This window comes from Aliikangiella aequoris, from assembly GCF_053709105.1.
This window is the reverse complement of record NZ_CM132298.1, coordinates 2,914,028-2,935,747: the sequence shown is the minus strand read 5'-3', so window position 1 is coordinate 2,935,747 and position 21,720 is coordinate 2,914,028. Positions and strand designations below refer to the sequence as shown.

At 40.0% G+C, this 21,720-nt stretch carries 16 protein-coding genes; 6 read left to right on the top strand and 10 right to left on the bottom strand.

What is annotated here, in order from left to right; translation table 11 throughout:
- Positions 1–81: 81 nt before the first annotated feature.
- Together ACUR5C_RS12695 and ACUR5C_RS12690 are read left to right on the top strand one after the other, a co-directional pair.
- Positions 82–2,544, top strand: coding sequence for a M1 family metallopeptidase (locus ACUR5C_RS12695; RefSeq protein WP_454465511.1), 2,463 nt, complete (start codon positions 82–84; stop codon positions 2,542–2,544).
- Positions 2,541–3,080: a DUF6702 family protein gene (locus ACUR5C_RS12690; protein ID WP_454465510.1), complete on the top strand. Its 540-nt coding sequence runs from the start codon at positions 2,541–2,543 to the stop codon at positions 3,078–3,080. Before ACUR5C_RS12695 ends, ACUR5C_RS12690 begins: the two co-directional genes overlap by 4 nt.
- Positions 3,081–3,149: 69 nt before the next feature.
- On the opposite strand, the gene ACUR5C_RS12685 is transcribed toward ACUR5C_RS12690, so the two are convergent.
- The 7 genes from ACUR5C_RS12685 to ACUR5C_RS12655 all read right to left on the bottom strand — a co-directional run bounded on the left by ACUR5C_RS12685 (position 3,150) and on the right by ACUR5C_RS12655 (position 10,460).
- Positions 3,150–4,466, bottom strand: coding sequence for a diguanylate cyclase domain-containing protein (locus ACUR5C_RS12685; protein WP_454465509.1), 1,317 nt, complete (start codon positions 4,464–4,466; stop codon positions 3,150–3,152).
- Between the two features lie 252 nt (positions 4,467–4,718).
- On the bottom strand, positions 4,719–5,945 hold the full coding sequence (arsJ, locus tag ACUR5C_RS12680; protein ID WP_454465508.1) for an organoarsenical effux MFS transporter ArsJ: 1,227 nt from the start codon (positions 5,943–5,945) through the stop codon (positions 4,719–4,721).
- A gap of 26 nt (positions 5,946–5,971) precedes the next feature.
- Positions 5,972–6,982: an ArsJ-associated glyceraldehyde-3-phosphate dehydrogenase gene (locus ACUR5C_RS12675; protein WP_454465507.1), complete on the bottom strand. Its 1,011-nt coding sequence runs from the start codon at positions 6,980–6,982 to the stop codon at positions 5,972–5,974.
- Between the two features lie 39 nt (positions 6,983–7,021).
- Positions 7,022–7,384, bottom strand: coding sequence for a metalloregulator ArsR/SmtB family transcription factor (locus ACUR5C_RS12670; RefSeq protein WP_454465506.1), 363 nt, complete (start codon positions 7,382–7,384; stop codon positions 7,022–7,024).
- A gap of 268 nt (positions 7,385–7,652) precedes the next feature.
- Positions 7,653–8,738 (bottom strand): M35 family metalloendopeptidase, encoded by a 1,086-nt coding sequence (locus tag ACUR5C_RS12665; RefSeq protein ID WP_454465505.1) that lies wholly within the window; start codon positions 8,736–8,738, stop codon positions 7,653–7,655.
- Positions 8,739–8,963: 225 nt separating this feature from the next.
- Complete coding sequence (gene hemH / locus ACUR5C_RS12660) at positions 8,964–10,046, bottom strand: ferrochelatase (protein ID WP_454465504.1); 1,083 nt, start codon at positions 10,044–10,046, stop codon at positions 8,964–8,966.
- A gap of 48 nt (positions 10,047–10,094) precedes the next feature.
- Positions 10,095–10,460: an acyl-CoA thioesterase gene (locus tag ACUR5C_RS12655; RefSeq protein ID WP_454465503.1), complete on the bottom strand. Its 366-nt coding sequence runs from the start codon at positions 10,458–10,460 to the stop codon at positions 10,095–10,097.
- Positions 10,461–10,685: 225 nt separating this feature from the next.
- On the opposite strand from ACUR5C_RS12655, the gene ACUR5C_RS12650 reads away from it, so the two are divergent.
- Both ACUR5C_RS12650 and ACUR5C_RS12645 read left to right on the top strand, forming a co-directional pair.
- Positions 10,686–12,068, top strand: coding sequence for a diguanylate cyclase (locus ACUR5C_RS12650; RefSeq protein ID WP_454465502.1), 1,383 nt, complete (start codon positions 10,686–10,688; stop codon positions 12,066–12,068).
- A 179-nt stretch (positions 12,069–12,247) separates the two neighbouring features.
- Entirely contained in the window at positions 12,248–12,529 is a 282-nt protein-coding gene (locus ACUR5C_RS12645; protein WP_454465501.1) for a DUF6172 family protein, read from the top strand.
- A 113-nt stretch (positions 12,530–12,642) separates the two neighbouring features.
- Here ACUR5C_RS12645 and ACUR5C_RS12640 read toward each other — a convergent pair whose 3' ends face one another.
- Together ACUR5C_RS12640 and ACUR5C_RS12635 are read right to left on the bottom strand one after the other, a co-directional pair.
- On the bottom strand, positions 12,643–14,373 hold the full coding sequence (locus ACUR5C_RS12640) for a sensor histidine kinase (protein WP_454465500.1): 1,731 nt from the start codon (positions 14,371–14,373) through the stop codon (positions 12,643–12,645).
- A gap of 8 nt (positions 14,374–14,381) precedes the next feature.
- On the bottom strand, positions 14,382–16,493 hold the full coding sequence (locus tag ACUR5C_RS12635; RefSeq protein ID WP_454465499.1) for a DctP family TRAP transporter solute-binding subunit: 2,112 nt from the start codon (positions 16,491–16,493) through the stop codon (positions 14,382–14,384).
- Between the two features lie 576 nt (positions 16,494–17,069).
- On the opposite strand from ACUR5C_RS12635, the gene ACUR5C_RS12630 reads away from it, so the two are divergent.
- The gene (locus ACUR5C_RS12630) at positions 17,070–17,822 is read left to right on the top strand and encodes an HAD family hydrolase (protein WP_454465498.1); all 753 of its coding nucleotides are present in this window, start codon (positions 17,070–17,072) and stop codon (positions 17,820–17,822) included.
- 103 nt (positions 17,823–17,925) lie between these two features.
- Complete coding sequence (locus ACUR5C_RS12625; protein WP_454465497.1) at positions 17,926–19,800, top strand: PLP-dependent aminotransferase family protein; 1,875 nt, start codon at positions 17,926–17,928, stop codon at positions 19,798–19,800.
- A gap of 270 nt (positions 19,801–20,070) precedes the next feature.
- On the opposite strand, the gene ACUR5C_RS12620 is transcribed toward ACUR5C_RS12625, so the two are convergent.
- Positions 20,071–21,534, bottom strand: coding sequence for an RICIN domain-containing protein (locus ACUR5C_RS12620; protein WP_454465496.1), 1,464 nt, complete (start codon positions 21,532–21,534; stop codon positions 20,071–20,073).
- Positions 21,535–21,720 lie beyond the last annotated feature (186 nt).

Here is a 21,720-nt window from a genome sequence, read left to right as displayed (position 1 = left end):
TTATAGTTGCGGCCTAAAAATAATGATCGTTCAGCGACCAACCGGCTTATGCGCGTTGGTGCGTGCTCTTTGGGGAAGTAAATGAAAAGAATTAACAGTCTAAGTTGGCTGCTTTTAGCGGCAGTAAGTACTTGCTTTAGTGTCGCAAATGCGAGTGTGGTTAAGCAGTCAAAAGGGGATTTCGAAGACAAATTTCGTCAAATCGAAGAAATTTTACCCACGCCAAACGACTATCGAAATGCGGCCGGCGAACCAGGTAAAGACTACTGGCAACAGCAAGTTGACTATCAAATAGCGGTTAAATTAGACGAAAAAAAGCGTCGTTTACAAGGTAGTCAAACGGTTACTTACAAGAATAATTCGCCTTATCGTTTAAAGTATTTGTGGATTCAGCTGGAGCAAAATCGGTTTGCATCTGACTCGGTGGCGGAACGCTCATCGACATTTGGTGGATTAGGTCGTCGCGGCGCAACTACAAAACTAGGCAATGGTGATTCTCCAGCGGGTATTAGCCTTTTTCAACTAAGACGTCAGCAATTTATGCAAGATGTAGAACTTGGCTATAAAGTGGGAGGGATAACTACAATATCCGGTGAAAAGTTAAACTACGTTATAAACGGCGCGCAAATGCGGATTGACCTGCCTACGCCATTAGTTTCGGGAGAGACTTTCCAGTTTAAAATGGATTTTGGGTTTAACTTACTCGAAGAAGATGCTGTTTCGGCACGTTCGGGATATGAGCATTTTCCCGATGATGCGCGCAAGGGCGGTAACGACATTTATCTACTTGCCCAATGGTTTCCAAGAGTTGCTGCTTATTCTGACTATGAAGCATGGCACAACAAGGAATTTTTAGGTCGCGGCGAATTTACCCTAGAATTTGGTGACTACGACGTAAAAATGACTGTTCCTGCCGATCATATTGTCGCTTCTACAGGAGAGTTACAAAACCCAAAGGCGGTGTTATCGTCAACCCAGCTAAAGCGTTTAGAAACAGCCAAAAAAGCAAAGCGACCTATTTATATTGTGACGCCTGAAGAAGCGCTTAAAGCTGAAAAATCGGCCTCTAAGAAAACTAAAACCTGGCATTTTAAAGCTGAAAATGTACGTGATTTCGCGTGGTCGTCTTCGCGTAAATTTATTTGGGATGCCAAAGGCTATAAACAAAACAGCCAGTCGATGCCGTTTGTTATGGCAATGTCATTTTACCCAAAAGAAGGTGGTGAACTTTGGGAAAAATATTCTACTGAGTCGGTTATTCACACGCTAGATGTCTATTCAAGATTTACCTTTGATTATCCTTACCCAACTGCGATCAGCGTCAACGGACCCGTTGGTGGAATGGAATATCCCATGATTACGTTCAATGGCCCGCGCACTATTTGGCATGAAGACGGTACACGAACCTATACCTTGGCTGAAAAACGTTTTTTAATTGGCGTTGTTATTCACGAAATTGGGCATAACTATTTTCCAATGATAGTTAACTCAGATGAGAGACAATGGACCTGGATGGATGAAGGTTTAAATAGCTTTTTAGATGGTATCGCCGGACGAGAGTGGGATCCTAAAATTCCTTGGGGGGTTGAGCCGAGCGATATTATTGAGTATATGAAATCGAATGTTCAAGTGCCGGTAATGACTCAATCTGATAGTGTTTTAAAATTAGGTCCTAATGCTTATACCAAGCCTGCGGTTGCTTTAAATATCTTGAGAGAAACTATTTTAGGGCGAGAGCTGTTTGATTTTGCATTTAAAGAATATTCAGTCCGCTGGAAAAATAAACGTCCAACGCCTTCCGACTTTTTTAGAACCATGGAAGAAGCCTCTGGCGTAGACTTAGACTGGTTTTGGTATGGTTGGTTTTACACCACCGATCATGTCGATATTTCTATTGATAAAGTTTACCAATTACGTTTAGACACTTTTGATCCAGATATCGATTTTGAGCGCCGCAGAAATGAAGAAAACGAAAAACCAGATTCTATTTTTGTAAAAAGAAACCAACAAGAAGGTCGAAAAACTTGGGTTGAACTTAATCCTGACGTTAAAGACTTTCATGATGAAAATGATCGCTTTACAGTGACTAATAAAGACCGCAATGCATACCTAACTAAAATTGCTAACTTTAAACCTTGGGAAAAAGAAGTATTAGCGCGCGCTTTAAAAGAAGATAAAAATTATTATGTATTAAACTTTTCTAACCTTGGTGGCTTAGTGATGCCGATTATCCTTAAACTCACTTATGAGAATGGACAATCTGAAAAAATGGTATTGCCGGCAGAAACGTGGCGCCGATCGCCGCGTAAAGTGAGTAAGTTAATTGTCACTAAAAAGTCTCAAAAATTGGTTTCTATAGAAGTTGATCCTGATTGGGAAACGGCTGATGTTGATGTCGAGAACAACCATTATCCTCGAAAGATTATTCCTTCTAGAATTGAAGCTTTTAAAGCCAAAAAGAGCAAAGCTTGGGAAAGAAAAGATATTATGCATGAAATTAAAACCGAGCTAAAAAAGCCAGAAGTTAAAAAGCAACGTAAATGATGAGAGCATTTATACTTAGCTTGCTTATCGCATGTGCCGGGCTAGCACCAAACCTGCTAGCGCACCAACAAAAAGAAAGTTATAGCAGCATTTTGTTTAACCCAAGAAGCGGGCTAATAGAAGTAGCCCATCGCTTCTACTTACACGATGCGGAGCATGCGATTAAGCGCGGTGGTATCATCGCGCCTAACTCGATCAGTAAAAGCGCTGATTTAGCTAAAAGTGAGTCAATGCAAGCCGCTTTTGCTCAGTATATAGTTGCTTCGTTTGCAATAAGAGCTTTAGATCAAGAGCCTGAAGCGCTTGAGCTAGTCGGTTATGAAGTGGAAGGAAAGTACTTATGGGTATATCAGCAAACCAAGCTTGCATTTAACATAAGCGAAATTTGGGTAAAAATGACCGCACTCCAAGGAATATGGAGCGGTCAGACTAATCACGTTAATGTAGAGATAAACAAGAACACTTATTCTGTTCGATTAAAGCGCGGCGATGAATGGCAAAAAATATTGTTGAGTGAGCAAGCCGCAAACGAATAAAAAACGACTTCATTAATGCATAAAGTCCGCCAACTCACTTAAAGACAGACCTACTATTAAAACCATGCGCTAATTAACACGCTTTTCCTTTTGTGAAAACTTGTTTTTATACATTCTTTTATCTGCGATGTGGAGCAGCTCTTGTCTGTTTTCAGAATCGATAGGGTATATAGACCAACCGACACTAGCGCTTATTTTTAATTGATACTTGTTAAAAACAAATGGTGCTTTAGATAGGTTGTCGTGAACTTTTTGGATTACTCGTCTAATTTGAATTTCGTCAGAGGTTTCTGGCAATAAAATAATGAACTCGTCACCTCCAGAGCGGGCTACAGTATCACTACCTCTAGTAGAGTCTTTAAGCCTTTGCGCTACAGCCATTAAAACGGCGTCGCCAGCTTCATGGCCAATTTTATCATTGATGGGTTTAAAGCCATTTAAGTCGATATTAATTAAGCTAAAACCTAATTTTTTACGCTTGTGATAATGCATCGCATGTTCAATACGATCGTTTAATAAACGCCGATTAGCTAAATCGGTTAAAGGGTCGCGCATCGCATCAATTTTATTTTTTGAATAGCGCCCAGAAACAATTGAAATAATCACTAAAGCAATCAATAAAATAGGGTAAGCCACAATGCGGATCATGTTTTGGCTAATAACAGAAGCTTGCTGTTGACTCGGTGTACCACTGAGTACCCATTCGCCAAAAGGAAATTTAACCGTTTCTTTTACGATTCCTTGCTGGAAAGTTGCGAGGTCGCCATAAATTAACTCGCCTTGGGTGCCTTTTCCGTCTTTACCTTTAATGGCGATGCTAAAATCTTGACTAAAGCTGTCTAATTCTACCCCCTTGTAAAGTGAGTCTATATCCATAACCACGGCAAGCATTCCCCACAGCTCATTATTTAGTGGTGGGTCGGTAAAAATAGGGGTTCGGATAATCATTCCCTGGCCACCTTGAGCTAAAGTGAGTGGACCGGCGACAAGCGATTTTTGCGCTTTAATAGCGGCTTCTACTGCGGGCCATTGAGAGGGGGTAGTGCGGTAGTTTAAGCCAACCGCCTTCTCGTTTCCTTTGAGCGGGTAAACATAATTAATGATGAGATCGGGGGCAATGCCAATATTTCTAATATGGCGACCGTTTCTTACTAGTTCCTCGGATAATTTTTCCCACTCTAACTGACTGCTGTTAGGGTTTACCGTTATATAAGCGGCAAGACTGTACGACAAAAACATACCTGAGTTAATTTCGTTTTCAAATTTAACTCTAAGCTCTGTTAAGACTTCTTGTGCTTTGTCTACAGCAAGCTGTTGGTTTTGCTTGTGATGTAGGCTGTGAAAGTATTCAATACTAACTGTTGCACCAAGGGTTAAAACCACCATGATGGTTATTAATATTATTTTGTTTATGGTTCTCTCCAACTGAAAATCGTTAGCTTTCTGAAGTTATAGTGCTAGCCTAGCGGATTGACACAAGTTTTTAGATAAGCTTAGTGTTTTCGGGGTCTAATTTCCAGCTTGGCGAGCAAATACTGTGTGTTTAGACCATATTTTAGCTAATTATTCGCGCTTGAGCCTTGTTTTTGCTGGAGTTAGTGGGGTTAGGCAAGCTTTAAACGCGAAATATTTTATCCATTATGATGTCGCAGGCTGGTTTGGCAGGCCGCGCGCTAAACCTGCAGAAACTAGAATAAAAATAGCCGAAACCAGCAAACAAGCGGCTAAGCCGTAGCTTTGAAAAATCAACCCAGAAAGTAAAGTTCCAATTAAGCGCCCGGCTGCGTTAGCCATATAATAAAAGCCAACGTCTAATGAGACTGAGTCTTTGGAGGCATAGGCGACGATAAGGTAGCTGTGGATTGCAGAATTTACAGCAAATAAAAACGCAAATAATGCGAGCCCTAAAAACAGCGCTAAAAGAGGATAGTAATCAATGTAGAGTAGTACTGACATGATTGCAGGAATCAGGCAAAGCGCTAGTGCTGGGTAAAAAGCGTTAACCGGCTGGGTAAAAGAGGGGCCTAAACTAAACCGTTTATTCAGAATTTGCGGAGTTAAAGACTGAATTGCACCGTAGCCAATAATCCAAACGGCAAATAGGCCACTGACTTGAGGGTGGCTCCACCCGAGCGATTGTGACAAAAATACTGGCAAAGCAATGACAAACCAAATATCGCGCGCGCCAAATAAAAATAAGCGGGCGGCGGAAAGCAAATTGATTGCTTTTGATTTGGCAAAAATTTGAGTAAATTTGGGCTTAAAGCGGCTTGCTCCTAAATCGTCGTGGAGATAGAGGCTACTAATTAAAAGCATGATGCTTAATCCCACAGCCATGCTCAGTACAGCATATTGAAAGCCCAAGATTGCGAGTAGCGCGCCACCTAAGAAAAAGCCACAGCCCTTTAAGGTGTTTTTAGAGCCGGTAAGCATGGCAACCCAACGAAATAACTGTTGATCTCCATTTTTGACTAAAAACTTAATACTACTTTTAGCGCTCATTTTATTTAAATCTTTTGCTACGCCAGAAATTGCTTGTGCAAACATAACCCAAATAACCGTGAGTTGCTCGCTAGGAACGGCAAGTAACAAAAGGGCGGAAATTTGTAGTAGCAAACCTAAGTGCATCGTCCGGTTTAGGCCAGTTTTTGAAGCTAACCAGCCGCCGAGTAGATTAGTAATAACGCCAAATAGCTCATAGAATAAAAAAAGCGAAGCAACGGCCAAAGGTGAATAACCGAGTTGATGGAAATAGAGCACCACTAGCATGCGCAATGCGCCGTCTGTTAACGTAAAACACCAGTAGTTTGCGGTAATTAACGCATACTGCTTGATTGCTTGGCTTAGGTTTTTAACTTTCAACATGGTGTTTTACGTATTGTGTCTTAGGTTTAATCCAGACCTTGCTCACACAGCATTTTTGCAAGCTCTGCGGTTCGGTTCACATAGCCCCACTCATTGTCATACCAAGCATAAATTTTTACCTGAGTTTCATTGATTACCATTGTTGACAAGGCGTCAATAATGCTCGATCGAGGATCGGTGCGATAATCGATAGACACCAGTGGACGCTCTTCGTAGCCGAGAATTCCTTTGAGTTGGTTGTTCGCGGCATCCTTCAACAATTGATTGACTTCGGCAGCGCTAGTCGCTCGCTTAGTTTCAAAGACACAATCAGTTAAAGATGCATTTGCCAACGGAACGCGCACTGCATGACCGTTTAGTTTGCCTTTAAGTTCTGGAAAAATATGGGTAATTGCAGTGGCCGAACCGGTTGATGTTGGAATTAAACTCATGCCACAGGCTCTGGCGCGACGCAAATCTGAGTGAGGCGCATCTAAAATGGTTTGAGTATTGGTAATGTCATGAATTGTGGTCATTGAGCCATGTTGAATGCCTAGTTTTTCATGAATTACTTTGACTATAGGAGCAAGACAATTCGTTGTACATGAAGCCGCCGTTACAATTTTGTGGTTGCCGGCTTGATACAGGTGATCGTTAACGCCCATTACAATATTGAGTATGTTATCTTCTTTAACCGGCGCGGTTACCACGACTCGCTTTACACCTTGCGCTAAATACTGATTAAGTAACGCAGATGTTTTCATTTTGCCAGAGGCTTCTATTACTAAGTCGCAATTTGACCAGTTGGTTTGTTCAATTTTTATGTTTTGAGTGAAGTTTATTTTGGCGTTGTTTACTATAATATTATTCGCATCACTATTGGCTTGGTATTGCCATTTGCCGTGAACCGAGTCAAAGTTGGTTAGGTGAGCGAAAGTTTCCGCGTCACCTGCAGGGTCGTTAATTTGTACAAATTCAAACTCTGGCCAGTCGTAAGCTAGTCGAAAAATGAGCCGACCCATGCGTCCAAATCCGTTAATTCCTATTTTTACAGTCATTTTATTTTCCAGTATGTCATCAGTGAATGTTAAAGCTTATTAGCAACATTGCTGTTGGCGAATTGGGCGCTCGCCCATTGCCGCTAGTCGTTTCAAGTCAGGTTTAATCATCACCTGATTATGTTGAAGTGTGAGTAAGATTATATTTTTCGCCCAATCATTCAATTGTGAGCTTATTGAATAGAACACCCATTGGCCTTGTCGTTTTCCGGAAACTAATCCATGCTGTCTGAGTTGTGCAAGGTGCCTCGATACTTTGGGCTGGCTTAGGTTAAGCGCCGTCATTAATTCGCAAACGCAAAGCTCCGTTTGATGGCAAATGAGCAATAAACACTTTAGCCGAGTTTCATCTGCTAAGCATTTATACAACATTATTGGGTCTATTTGATTCGAGTCTATCAAAGCATTTATTTAATGGTAACGAATGACGCTGAAAGTATAAAAGGTTCTATTAAATCTGTACATATGAAATTTCATATATTAATGAGTTGGTGTTTTATTCTAGGGTTGGTGTTTAAGGGAGCTTTGGCTGAAGGCGAAAGCGGTTTAAGCGTGTTTGGCCGTTGTTATTTAGGCCAGGTAGCAAGACTGTTGAGCAGGCTTAAAAATAAAAAAGCCGCGAGTTAACGCGGCAAAATATGGCAATAAGGCGTTATTATTTTTCTAAATTTTAGTCTTGGTAAGGTGTATTTTCAGCAAAGTACTCATGGCTATCTGCGTTATTGGTTGCAGCGTTAGGATCACTGATAGCTAAGTTTTTAGCACCTGTTTGTCCATAAACTACATCGTCAGTACCAGCAACGACATTGAAGTGACTAACTTCATGAATAATTGTTCCAGCTTTTGAGTCTGTACCGGTTGTGCTTGCTGTCCAAAAAGCTCGGCATAAATAAACTTTATATGGCTGATTGGGGTAGACATAAGCAAAATAATTTTGATTGCAGCTGCAGTCAAAAGTTTTTGGCTTGTTATCCAGTGCGTCTTTTATCGCGTCAAAGTTGCTAGCGACTTTATTCCAACGAGAACTGCTATATTGGCCAAACCATGTGGTATATCGAGCCGTTGCATTCCCGTTTAAGTAAGCAACTGAGTCGTTCGCCATAGTTTTAGCTGCCGATAATGCACTCATCACGCTATTTTGCTCTGAGTTAGAGCAAGCTCCAGTAAAGCTTACATCTTCAGTTCCACCGCCGCCGTCGCAATTTTCTTTACGAGGATTACAGCGCTTTTTACCTTGGGTTCGCGCTTTGCTCATATAGACTTGAGCGCTAGATTGGCTTTTTAGCGCAAATGACGTAGTTTTCTTGCCATTATTGCTTTTAATTGGCGCAAACATCGCTAAGTTTTCAGCGTAAACCGAAACTTCATAGTATCCGGCTTCTGAAAAGTCGTATATGCCAGAAAGCTCAACTTGGTAGCTAACCTTTTGGTTTGGTTTTAAACTCAAGTAGTCGCTATCGGTCGCTGCGGGACGCTTATAGTGAGGACCAAGATAATCAACCGTTTCACCATTGTGGGTTATCTTAAATATGCCTTCTTCTAATTGACCATTGGCATCAGGTAGATACCATTTGAGCAGCTTAATGGTTTCGCCTGTTCGATTTTTGTATGAGACTTTAACGAATACATCTTGGTCATTGCTGAGTTGGTTTTTAACGGCTTTGACTTTAACTTCAATGCCAGTATGGACTTTTGCTGCGATATTGCCAGCAAATAGGAGCGTAGCTAAAAGGGAGAGTAGTATTCTTATTTTCATTTCTAGATCCTTGTTTGAAGGTGAATAGCACAACTGTAAAGCCTGCTCAGCTGCTTCAAACTTAGTTTAAGAAAATAATCACAAGGGCTGTAGTAGTGTAGCGACAAGTTTTGTTAATGAAACGACAAATAATTTTAATAACGGAAGTAAAAAATAAGCAAGGCTGCAGCGATACTCAACCGTATTGGCATTGGTATCGGTATTGATGCAAGCCTTTTTATATCACTATTGAGTAGCGCCGTACTTTTTAGACTCAGCAGCACGGACTGCAATATCTTGGTCAATAGTCCAGCCTGTGATATTGCTTAAGACTAATTGGCTAAGTGCATTAATGTGTTCTTGGTCGCTATTTAAGGCTTCAATATATTCAAAAGACTGACCGCCTTCATTTAAGAAAACATCACGATTTTCAATGGCAATCTCTTCTATAGTTTCTAAGCAGTCGGCCGAAAATCCAGGGCATACCACCTGAACAGACTTTACGCCGGATTTAGCAAGCGCCGCTAAGCTATGATCGGTGTATGGCTTTAGCCATTCTTCTTTTCCAAAGCGCGATTGAAAGGTCGTTATATATTGGTCGCTATTTAACCCTAATTTTTCTGCCACCAAACGTGAAGTTTTGTAGCATTCGCAGTGATAAGGATCACCGTTAGTTAAATAGCGTTTTGGGATCCCATGGTATGAAAATATTAACTTTTCAGATTCGCCATGCTGTCGCCTAAAACTGACAATTTTATTTGCAAGAGCTTCAATATAAGGTGGATAGTCATGGTAATGGGATACAAACCGAAAATCAGGAATGACTCTACGTTGAGTAAAGTCGCTTGCGATAGCGTCAAAAGTTGAACCGCTAGTTGAGCCTGAGTATTGTGGGTATAGCGGAACAACCAATAATTTAGTGACACCATTAGCCATCATTTTATCAATTTGATTACTAACCGAAGGTTGTCCGTAACGCATAGCAAACTCTACTTGTATTGGTTGCTCGGTTGCACTGTCTAATGACTTTTGCAATGCTTTTGCTTGCGCCTCGGTATGAAACATTAATGGAGAGCCCCGCTCACTCCAAATGGTTTGGTAGGCTTTTGCCGAGCGTTTAGGGCGAATATTTAATATCACTAAATTTAAAATAAACCACCAGATAAGGCGTGGAATTTCCACTACTCTTGGGTCAGACAAAAACTCTTTTAGGTAGCGTCTAAGCGCTCCTTTTGTTGGCGCCTCTGGGGTGCCTAGGTTCGTAATAAGAACACCAATTTTATTTTTCTGTGAATGACTAAATTGGTCAGCGTGAGTTTTATATTTCATTTTATATTGCTCGAACAAATGTTATGGCGTTATCTACGTGTTAATAAACTAATTAGACCGGTTAGTCTTTGAAATTAATTTCTTTTGGCCCTTACTATCTACGCTAACAAAGGTAATTCGTGTTTCAAATAAAATTTGCTTACTTTGTTCTCGAGTACCGGTAACACATATGGCATAAGTTAAGCTGGTTTTACCTAACTTTTCTAAATGGACTTCAAAGCAAATAATTTCACCGCACTCTATACGATGTTTAAAGGCCACATTGTCTAAAGACACGGTAACAAACCGATGCTGAGGATATTGTAAATTAGCGGTCATATAAGCGACTTCATCTATCCAGCTTAATAACTTTCCGCCAAATAAAGAACCTTGGTGGTTCATGTCTTCGGGAAGTACGAGTTTGTAGTGTTGCATAGCAGTAAATTTAACTTTTAATTTAGTGAAGTAAGCAAAGCGACGTGAATTATAGCGTGATTATAGCGAGTTTCGATACAATAATCAGTGGTTTCAATTATATAAAAGACTAAAACTCCCGAGTTTAATGCTATATTAGGCGCCGACTTGAGCTTTAGTTTCAAAAAGCGCCTGTTTAATCTATATTAAAATAAAAGCATTGGTAAAAAGCTGGGGAGGGCACTAGTGCAAGACATTGATAGTTTAGACTTGCTTAAGCTTCTAGAAAGTGCCCATTTAGGCGTCGTGGTGCATTCGTGGGACTCATCAGTGATATACGCCAACCCGCAAGCGCTTGAATTACTAAGGCTCAGTTACGATCAAGTCATAGGAGCCCACTCATTTGATCCTCAGTGGAGTTTTATTGATGAAGATTTTAAGCCTCTCGCACCGGAGCAATACCCTGTTAATCGGGTAATTCAAACCAATAAGCGTATCCAAAACGAAACGATTGGCGTAATTGATAGTACCCAGCTTGAAGTGTCGTGGTTTATGGTTAATGCCTACGCCGAAAGAAGCGACGAAAACAATGGTTTTGTTGTTGTGACGTTTAACGATATTACCGAAAGTCGCCAAGGATTTTCGTTTGAGCAAATTGTTGAACAAACACAAGATATTGTTATTGTCACCGAGGCTGATGATATTGAAGCGCCCTTAGGGCCAAAAATTATTTATGTCAATAAAGCTTTTGAAGATCTAACCGGTTATACCCTTGCCGAAGTCAAAGGAGAGACGCCACGTATTTTACAAGGAGACTTAACCGACAAAGAGTCATGTAAAAGAATTCACGATGCTTTAGCTGAAAATCGTAATGTCGCCGAGACTCTGCTTAACTATTCTAAAAGCGGCAAGCCCTATTGGCTTGAAATGAATATAATCCCTTTACGTAATCGTGCAGGAAAAGTCACACACTTCGCGGCGATAGAAAGAGATGTGACCGAGCGAAAATTTTACCTGGACCAACTAAAAAAACGCAATCAAGACTTAAAGCAATTTAAAGAAAGTTTGCAAGGCATTGTCGAAAGTAAAACTAAAGAGCTCCAACAAGCTAATGAAAAATTGTCGAGGCTCGCTTTTTACGATGTTTTAACTGAAATACCCAACCGGCGCTACTTTATCGACCAAACATCAAAATTGATTAAATTTAGTGAGCGGCGTAGCAAGGAAATGGCGGTGGGCTTAATAGACATTGACGATTTTAAACTAGTTAATGATAGCTATGGGCACGATAAAGGCGATCAAGTGTTAAAGTCTTTAGGAAGTTGCTTAAAAGATTTTTTTAGGCAAGACGATGCATACTGCCGGTTTGGTGGAGAAGAGTTCGCATTTGCAGTTGGAATTACAGATAAAGAATGCATAAGGCAAATGTGTGAGCGTTTACTAGGGTTTATTCGCGAGCTCACATTTACAATTGATAATGACGTTAAAATCAATATTACCGCCAGTATTGGGGTAACCGTCTATGCGCCAAAGCAAGATACCACCTTAGAAGATTTTACGCGGCATGCCGATATTGCGCTATACCAAGCAAAAGAAAAAGGAAAAAACAGAGTTGAATTTAGTGATTAAGGCGCTAAATTGTTTTGCTGCCGGCAGTTATCGTTAGGGCAGTAGAACTAGTGCTTTAAATAAAAAGTCGATAAACATTTGCTATCTAGCAATTCTAGATAGGCGTATAATACCCTCTAATATTGTTATCCAGTGCGGCTTAATCGAGCCGTTATTTCTTAAACTAAGTGGTAAATACCGTGAAAAAAACGTTTCAGTTAGAACATCCTAAAATTAAATTGCCTAGAATGTACGAAGCAACAAAGCATGAAGTCAAAAAATATTTGCGCCGAGAAAGAAACAAGACGTTGCCAGAAGATGCCGGATACTGGGATTTTGACTGTCAATTTGGCGCTAGTGAGCAATCTGCTCAGCCGGTTCATGTTAAAGAAATTAACCAGAAAATTGATGAAGCTGAAACGCAGGGATTAACGTCTTTTTATATTCAAATTTTGGCAAAGCCCGGCAAAAAGAAAGCTTAACGAAAACGGAGTGAGCTTGCTTGTATGCAAGCCGACTCTCTTTTAAGCGCTCACTTATTTAGTTTCGTGTTTTAAAATTCCTAAAAGCCCTAAAAATGTATGCTAATGTTTGTTTAGCTTAGTGATTTAGGCCATTTGGTTATTATTTCTGTACCATTTTTGCCATCCGAGATAATTTGAAAGCTACCCTGGTAGCGCTTTAGTGTTTTATCAACCATCGCTAAGCCCATTCCGCTACCTTCTACTTCATCTCTTGGTTTTAGTGTGTCAAACATAGCAACGGCTTTAGCCTGTAGGTTTGGTGGAATGCCTGGACCGTCATCTTTTACCCTAATAATGTGGTATTGCTCATCATTAGAGTAGCTTACACTAATACAGCCATGGTCTTTGTCATGATGCTTTACTGAGTTGCGAATTAAATTTCGAAGCACAAGCTCTAAAGGAATGCGAGGAAGTTCTATAGTCTGTTCGCAATTGGTTTTATCGACTTTAAAGTTTGTTGGAATATCGAGTAGTTTAATTATTTGGTCGATTTTTGAGTTTAAATTAACCGCTTCAATTATAAACTCTTGCTTGTTAATTCTAGAGTACATTAACAGATCTGCCAAAAGATTTTCGAGCCGTGCAATTCTTTCTTTTAGCATTTTAAAATAGTCTTTAGATGTGTCGGGTAAAATATCAAAACAATCTTCTTCTATCCAACCTGCTAGACGAGAAACTGCTTGTAGCGGAGACTTTAAATCATGCGAGGCGACATAGGCGTACTGATCTAGCTCTTTGTTACTTTGCGATAGCTCGTTAATGCTTTTATTGAGTTGCTCGTTCGTTTTGGTTAAATCGTTTTTCTTGCTTTCAAGTTCTGCGGTTCTTTGGGCAACTCTTGTTTCTAATTCTTTATTCGCTATTTGTAATTGAGCGGTAGCTTCGTCAAACCGAATAGCTAAAAGATTTAACTCGTCATCGGTGCCTGTTGGACTGACTGGATAGTGACCTTGTTCAATTTTTTCAGCTAGTGCTATTAAAGGCGCCGCCATTTTATTACCAAATCGCTTGGCAAATAAATACAGGACGGAAATACCCAATAAACCAAGCAGACAAATATTAACCACCCAGGGCACAATGTCCGCAAAGATATTGGTGTAGCTTTTAGCTAAGGTTAATTTTGTGTTGTACTCGTATAGCTTTTCGCCTGATGTACTAGCCACTGTGACCAATAGTCCAGAAAAATCTTGTTTAAAGTTCGATAGCTCCCAGTCGGAGTAGATTGTTAATTTATAGGCGTCGGTATTTTTTAATAAACTCTCTGGCACAAGGTTTTGCGGCTTAACCGATACAGCAATAGCGCCCTGCAATGTGTTGTAGTAGCGTATTGGGAAAACCATGATAAATTTTTTATCTTCAAACGTTACCCTTTCAAATCCTGTAGAAAAGCTAGTACGAATAAAACTAGCTTTAAACCATTCTGGTGGCGTGTTGCTGTTCATTCCTATGACTTGACCTTTAAAATCAAATACCATAGCTTCATGAATATTAGTGTTTCTCACTAAGTTAGCGAGAGTATGCTCTACATAACTTTTGCTGCCTGTCACATCAATTAAACTATTAATAAAAAGCGAGCTTTCTGCGGTATTTTTTATCGTCTTTTGAACAGCTTCAAATCTTTCCTCGATAATCTGTAGTGTCGATTTTCCTAAAACTTGAATTTCACTTTTACTCGATTGATGAATTCTAAATAACTCTATCGCCAGGGTGCAACTAACTAAAATGAGGAAAAATGAGCATAGCATAATAAAGATAGAGCGGCTGAACCGCTTGGCGATACTTTGTTTAACTGGTGTAGACATACAGCGGTTTACTCGAGAGGTACTAGGTTGCCATTTTTGTAATGGGCAATGGTTAAGTCTTCAATGCTAAGCGCATCGTGATTATTTGGGGTAAAGGGCGGAGAATAGGATTTAATTAACCCATTATATTTAGGGATTTTTTCAAGATGCTTTCTCACTAAATCACTATCAATCGATTTTGCAGAGCGAATTGCGGCAGCTAATAAATAAGTGAGATCATAAGCATGCGCAGTTCCGGTAGGTGCAACAATCTCGCTAGCATCTTTAATAAAGTATTTTTCTTTATAACGCTTAACCAGTTGCTTTGCTTTGTGACCATTTTGGTGAATAAACGAATAAGTTTGTAAAACCCTCAGATCAATTTTTTCTAGCGCGTCTCCTGCCAGTTTGTGAAATTCAGAGCCTGTGATTCCCCAGTGAGAGATAACTGCCGGCGGCGATTCTTGCAAGGCTAAGCTTTTCACCATGTTAGCTGCTTCATTGGGATTACCAACGTATATAATCACTTCGCTACCGCTTGCTTTCATACGTTGCAAAATTTTATCAAAATTAGATTCTCCCCAGTCAAACCATTCTAGGCTAGTAGCAGAAAGGTTTTTGGCGCTTAAAGCGTGTTGGATAGCATTTTTATTACCTCGCCCCCAAGGGTTGTTGACCAGTAATAGTCCTACATTGGAGGATATTTTAAGCGCTTCGTTAAGTAGAAACTCGCCCGCGAATTCATCTCTTACTGACACTCGAAAAATAAAATTTGGATTATGACCATTATCGACAATATTGGTTGCTGCAGCCCAGGGGTTTAAAAAAAGTAATTTATTTTGGTGAATAAAGTCTAATTCAGAAAGTACAACGGGGCTGCTTATACCGCCAAAAACCGCAGCAAGATTGGGGATTTTTTTAAACTGTTTTAAGTTATCTAATCCCTTTGCTGGGATCATTGAATTATCTCTTACCGTTAATGTTAATGACTTACCTAACACTCCGCCGCTGGTATTTATCTCTTCTATGGCTAATTCAATGCCGCGCCGAATGGCTAACCCAGATAGCGCTGAGTTGCCGCTCATATCGGCATCGAGTGCGATGATTAAGTCTTCTTTAGGAAGTGCCTCGACATTTTGGCCAATTTGAATTGCTTGCTCTACAAGTTCTGTTCCAATACTCATGCGGTATTTTTCTAGCAAATGCCTAGCCTTGCTGACTAAAGCTTTTTTAAGCTGAGGGCTAAGCGCGTGTGGTTGTAAGTTTAAAGAGTCTAAATTAGCGAGAATCTTTTGGTTAGTGCTTTGCGAGTCCTCTCTTTGTGAGGCTGTGGTCGCTATAGCCGCTTCTACAATTGCGTTTTGTTGCGGCTGCGTTAATGATTGAAATGTTTTCTCTGAAATAATCAATACTTGAGCTAAATAGCCATGGTTAGATAAAAGTAAGTGTTTTTGAGCTTGGTTTATTTGGGTTTGCTGTAGGGTTAACAATGGGTTTTCTTGCGCAGTGATGACATTGTCTTCTAGTGCTTGTTTTACGTTGCCAATATCAATGGCAATAGCTGGTGATCCCCAAAACTCAAACTGATCGATAAGTACCGCGCTTTGCATTACTCTAAATTTTTGCTGTTTAAAATCTTCAATTTGAGTAATCGGTGTTTTGCTGGTGATTTGTTTAAAGCCGCTTTCCCAAAATGAAAGCCCAATGAGTTGTTGAGGCCTAAGCTGAGCAAGCAGTGAATTACCTATTTGCCCATCAAGTGCTTGGTAGGCGGCATCATGGCTATTAAATAAAAAAGGCAGATCAAGAAGTTGAAGTTTGGGCGCTAGTGTCCCTAATAAGGCACTTGGCGCTAAAATAAAGTCGACCGTACCGGCTTGTGCTCCTGCTAGCATAGTTGCAGCGTTGCCTAAAGATTGATTAGGATAAACCTCAACCTTAATTTGGCTTTTAGTGGCTTTTTCAATTCTATTCGCAAATTTGACTGCGGCTCTATGTTGCGGACTATTCTCCCCCAAACTATGTCCAAACTTTAATACTTTATGGAGAGTCTTTTGAACACTAGATTTTGATTCTGGTGGGTTTGGCTCGCATGAGCATAAAATGCCTAAAAAGCACACAAGAAAAATTTTTTTTAACATAGTTAATATCCAGCGCCGCTTCAATGAGTTATTCAACTTGATATGTCAAATAGAATGAGCATGTTATGGGGCTTATCGTGTTGTTTTTTAAAGCGATTGTGTAACAGCTTAGTAACAAGTGTAGACGGTAATTTTTTAGTTAGTCAACTTTATGCGCTCTAAAATAAAGTTGACCTTTGGGGAAATACGCTAGGTAGTGATAATTGCAAGAAATATTAAAAGCCCAATGCTTTCTACTCGCGTCAGGCTTGCAAGCTTGTTAACTTTATCGAATGATTTTTTATCATTAAAAAGCTGCTTGCTAGGCGGCTCTAGCCACCTAAATGCTTTTTGTCTAGTAAATACGAGAAATATCTCAGATTTTTTGTGAGTTAGGTTTAGTTTTACCCTATTGTTACTTGACCAAGTGAATTCTCAACAGTTTAATAAGCCCAATACCTAATAAAAGATTAGTAGGATGAAAAACTGAAAATCATCGTTTTCTAGGCACGTTTTTAATTGGATAAAAGCGATAACTCTAGGATGATATTAATTGATAGACAATTTTAATCACTGATAATTAAAGGACTAATTAAAATGAATGAACAAGTAATGGCTTATAGTGAGAGTCACTCACTGCAAGGGATTGGGATAATTTTCGATCTTGATGGCACACTGCTAGATACAGTATGGGACATTTCTTCTACTTTAAACTGGGTATTGTCACTATACGGCCTTCCGACCCACAATATGAAACACTATGTGGAGCTTGTTGGGATGGGGAGTTTGAATACCGTTAAAAAAAGTATTCGCTGTCGCGGCTTAGACATAGACGCCCTGCACGAACAATATTTAAACCGCTACGAATCTGAGTTAACCAATGATACTCGAATTTACCCAGGTGTGAATGAATTACTAAAAAGGCTAATCCATTTAAAGGCCAAGCTATTTATTCAAAGTAATAAAATGCAATCGCAAGTTAACCGCTTGGTGTCTCATTATTTCCCCGACATATCTTTTGAGCAGGTGATTGGTGCTGGTGGCGGCTATGAACTAAAGCCGAGTGCTACGGCGACTAAACAATTGATAAAACGATTTAATTTAAATGCTGAGAAAGTTTACTTTGTAGGAGACTCTGAAGTCGATATGCAAACTGGCGTAGCGGCCAAGGTATCACCGGTTGGTGTTTCTTGGGGGTATCGTAATAGACATCAGCTGAGAGATGCCGGCGCGAAGCATATTATTACAACCCCTGAACAATTAGTCGATTTAATAATTGCGGAGCAGTTTCCATACCCTAGGAGGCCAATTAATACGCCTTTTGGTATAGCAGAAAAACTGCCTGTATAGGGTTTTAGAGTCACAAGTGGCGTAATGCAACGCTTGATTTGGCACTTAAATCAGTTCATGATCCCAGTTAATGAAAGTGTAACTTTATTAATTAGGAATAAGAGTGAATTTAACTCAGCAACATACCGCATTAGGTAACTTACTAAAATATATACCAAAAGAGTGGCTAGAGCTAACCACTCACCGACTCGATATTTACCATGAAGCTCAGGCTAAGTCAGAGTTTTTAACGGCATTAAAGGAAGTTCAACTTGAGTCGCTTGATTCATCAGAGGCGCTTAGTGAACTGCCAACAGCTTACGATTACATTCGATTAGGGCATCAGCTATCTAGCGTTTTAGAGTGGGTGCTTGCAGAAAGTAATCAACTAGCAGCCGAGCAATTGATTACTTTCGCTTCAAAAACAATGCCTATTCTCGCCGTTTTACGCACTAACAAATTACTCGGTCGGCATACTAAAATTTATTACACTACTCAGTCGCTGCCTTTAACTGACCTTGATAGGCTGTTAAGTATTTACGGATACGATTTTGAGCTGGTTGCAGTGCCGTCTGCGAGTGATGTGCCACAAAATTTAGAATCGACCAGTTTATTTGTAACCGAGTCTGATTTTAGTGAAGCTTTACCGGCAAACTCGTTTATAGATGCTTGGGTTAACCTTCACTCAAATTTTGGTAGTGCGATTGCTATTACCGGTGATCCTAACGCTGCGCCTGTTGTCGAATTAATTAAAAACGTTCAGCACGTGCGGCGTAGAGAATCAATTGCAATGACACCGGGTAATGCTTATAAGCTTTTACAAGAAATATTCACGGGCCAGCCTAGTATTGCCGATAGCCTAGAACCTAACGCACTCAAAATTGTGAACCAATGTATTCAATTAAATACTGGTGCAACTCATTCACCGTTAGTGGCTTCTAGTGGTTTGTCAATTCAGTACGCAATAATGATGGGGTTAGTTGAAGATTCGCTGGTTAATCATCCAGGTAAACCTTTAAAAATTATATTGCCACCTAACTGTTATGGTGGAACAAACGATCAAGCAAGGCGCGTTGCTGCGCTAATACCATCTGCAGAAATTATTGACCTGTTAGTTGATGGCGGTAACGAGCTTGTTTCTAGTTTAGAAAATGTACTTGAACAAGTCGCGCAGCAAGATGGGGTGCCTTTAGTGTTGGCTGAAATACCCACCAATCCAAGAGTAGAAGTACCTAACATGGAAACGTTAGGAATGGTATTAAGTAAACAGCGAACGACTTCTTCTGGCACCAATGCGGTCGCTGCCACTTTTATGGTTGACCAAACTTTTTGCCCTAACGTTAAATTATTACATCAAGAGAGTCCGTTAGCTCAGTGTAAAGTTATTTCGTTTTCTAGTGGTTCTAAATTTCCTAGCGGAGGCCGCTGTATTGCCGGTTATTGTGCCAGCAACGCTCGTGCGAGTGAAGTGCAAACATTAATCGCAAAACATTTAGCATTATCTGATAATCAAGCGGTGACTCATCAGTTAAACACACTCGCAGAAAATATGCCCTCCATGCCGCAGCGAATTGAAAGCGCCTATCAAAACACGCGCTTATTGGTAGAGCACATTCAACAGATTTTACCTACAGCAAAAATTAATTTTGTCTCTAAAGCGTTAGCAGAGCAAGGGTTCACCCCCTCAGTATTTTCGTTAGATTTACCGGCAAAAGGTGATAGCCAAGATGAGCGCGAAAACTATAAAAGAGCGTTAAACCTAAAGCTCATTAACTTTATGATTAAACGTCACCCTAACGATTGCAAATACTGTGTTAGCTATGGTCAATTAAAAGGTAGTTACTGGACTATTCCAGCAACCTCAACCCAAGGTACAACCAAAGAAACCGACAAAGATTATATTGTGCGCGTAGCTTTATCACCGCAGGTTGATATTCCGTTGCTTAAAAAATCATTTACTGATTTTTGCCAAGAATATATTGAGTCAAAGGGCGCTTAAATTAGGCGAGTACTAGTCTAGTTGGCGGTGGTGAATAGGTTTTCCCATGCTCTAAGTTGGAGGCGATTAATCAAATCTGGAGTCTGGCTATTTGTATAACCAATGCCACGCTATGTTTGATTGATATATGATGACGGTATGCAATATCTCGCTTTTTTACGTGGGAGCAGTAATGCATTAGAAATGCAGCTATGAATATAAACTCCCACGCCGAAACGTGAGAATTATAAAAGTCATTCGTTTGCTTTTAAAGATCGTACTATTGAATGCCTACCGATACTTGGTATCCCAAGACTGATCAGGGTGGCCGTCGCAGCGATATAACATCACATTATCCCCAGACTTACCGTTATAACCCTTCACATCGAGGCACAGATTATTTTTCTTGTTACGAATTTTACCATTGACATCAAAACTCCATAATTGATCATCATGGCCATCACATCGGTACAGCATAACATTTCGACCAGACTTTCCATCGTAGCCTAAGACATCCAAGCACATACCGCTTGCTTCATTTCTCAACTCAAACCAAGCGCCTTTTTTTACTGTTCTCCATTTTTGATCGGAATATCCGTTGCATCGATATAAAATAACATTGTCTCTAGAATTTCCTGCTCTACCAACAACATCTAGACAAAGGTTGTTTTTCCAATTGATAATTTCAAAGTGCTTACTTTTATTCTCAGGGGGGCTTTTGTCTGAGTTTTCTTTTTTCGATAAATTTGAAATTGGTATTACTGATAGTTGTGCCTCTTTACGCGATGCACGCATCATATCATTACCGCACGAATTTATTTTTTTAATTTTGAATGGCTTTCCGTCTTTTAAATAGGCTTTGTCAGAATTATCTACGATAGGTACAGGGCCACCTGTTATATGGTATTCGGGCATTTTATTACATCGAAAAGGCCAGTCGTAACCAGCATACTGTCCGTGTAAAGAAATAGAGCTTGAATCAGTTAAGTATCGGCCAATTTCTTCTGCTGTTAATTCAAAGACTGCTTTTGTCGTTTTTTTCAAGCTGGTTTTGATCACTTCTTTTGCCACTTGTTTTAAGCTTACCTTAGTTGCTGTGAGCGAGCCGCCACTCAAAACAGAGAGACCTATGTCACCGATTAATTCAGCTACTGGTTTTATACAATCGAAATCAGTTTGAGGGCTAACTCCATCGGGTTGAATATGCGCGCGAATGGTAAACCAGACAGCCCCAGTATCCCTTCTTAAAACTCCAGGTTTATTATTAAATTTAGCAGGTACAATACCATAATATAAACATCCCACTTGATCGAGAGAGATAGCGACAGGCCATGGTGTGTGATTAACGAATCGAAAGCCGGGGCTCTTGTCTTGTTTGGTTTTAGACTCCTTTTTCCATTCGTTTAAAGAAAAAATGCGATAACGATCGCCGTAAGCATTAATTTGAAACTGTGAATAACTAGTTCCGGATGTAGTATATGAGGTAACGACTCTGCGCTCACTTGCTGCTCTACCTGTAACTGGTTTTCCTATCAAGTTACCGGTAATTTTTGTTATTAAGCAAAGGCCCCTTGATTTTGCTTTCCACTTTTTTTTAGGCTTTACCGTATATTTGTCATTCGAGCAAGCTGCGTAGTGGACTACTCCTTTAACGGTGTATTCTGTATTGTTTTTTATTTCTGCAAGAGGATATCCTGCCTTTGCTACAAATGGAAAAGTTAACAGAAGAAATCCTAGTAAAGCTGATCCTTTCATACATTGTTCCTCGATATGTTTATCCAAATGATAATATTTTTTACCATAAAAGCAGTAGATAGTTGGCTGCCAGCATCATAGTGAATTTGCTATGCAAGGTAAAGCGAATAGCTGCACTCAGCGACTTACAGTTATTTGTAAGTTATTAGCATACTTGATGGCGTTGATGGCATATTGCTACAGCTT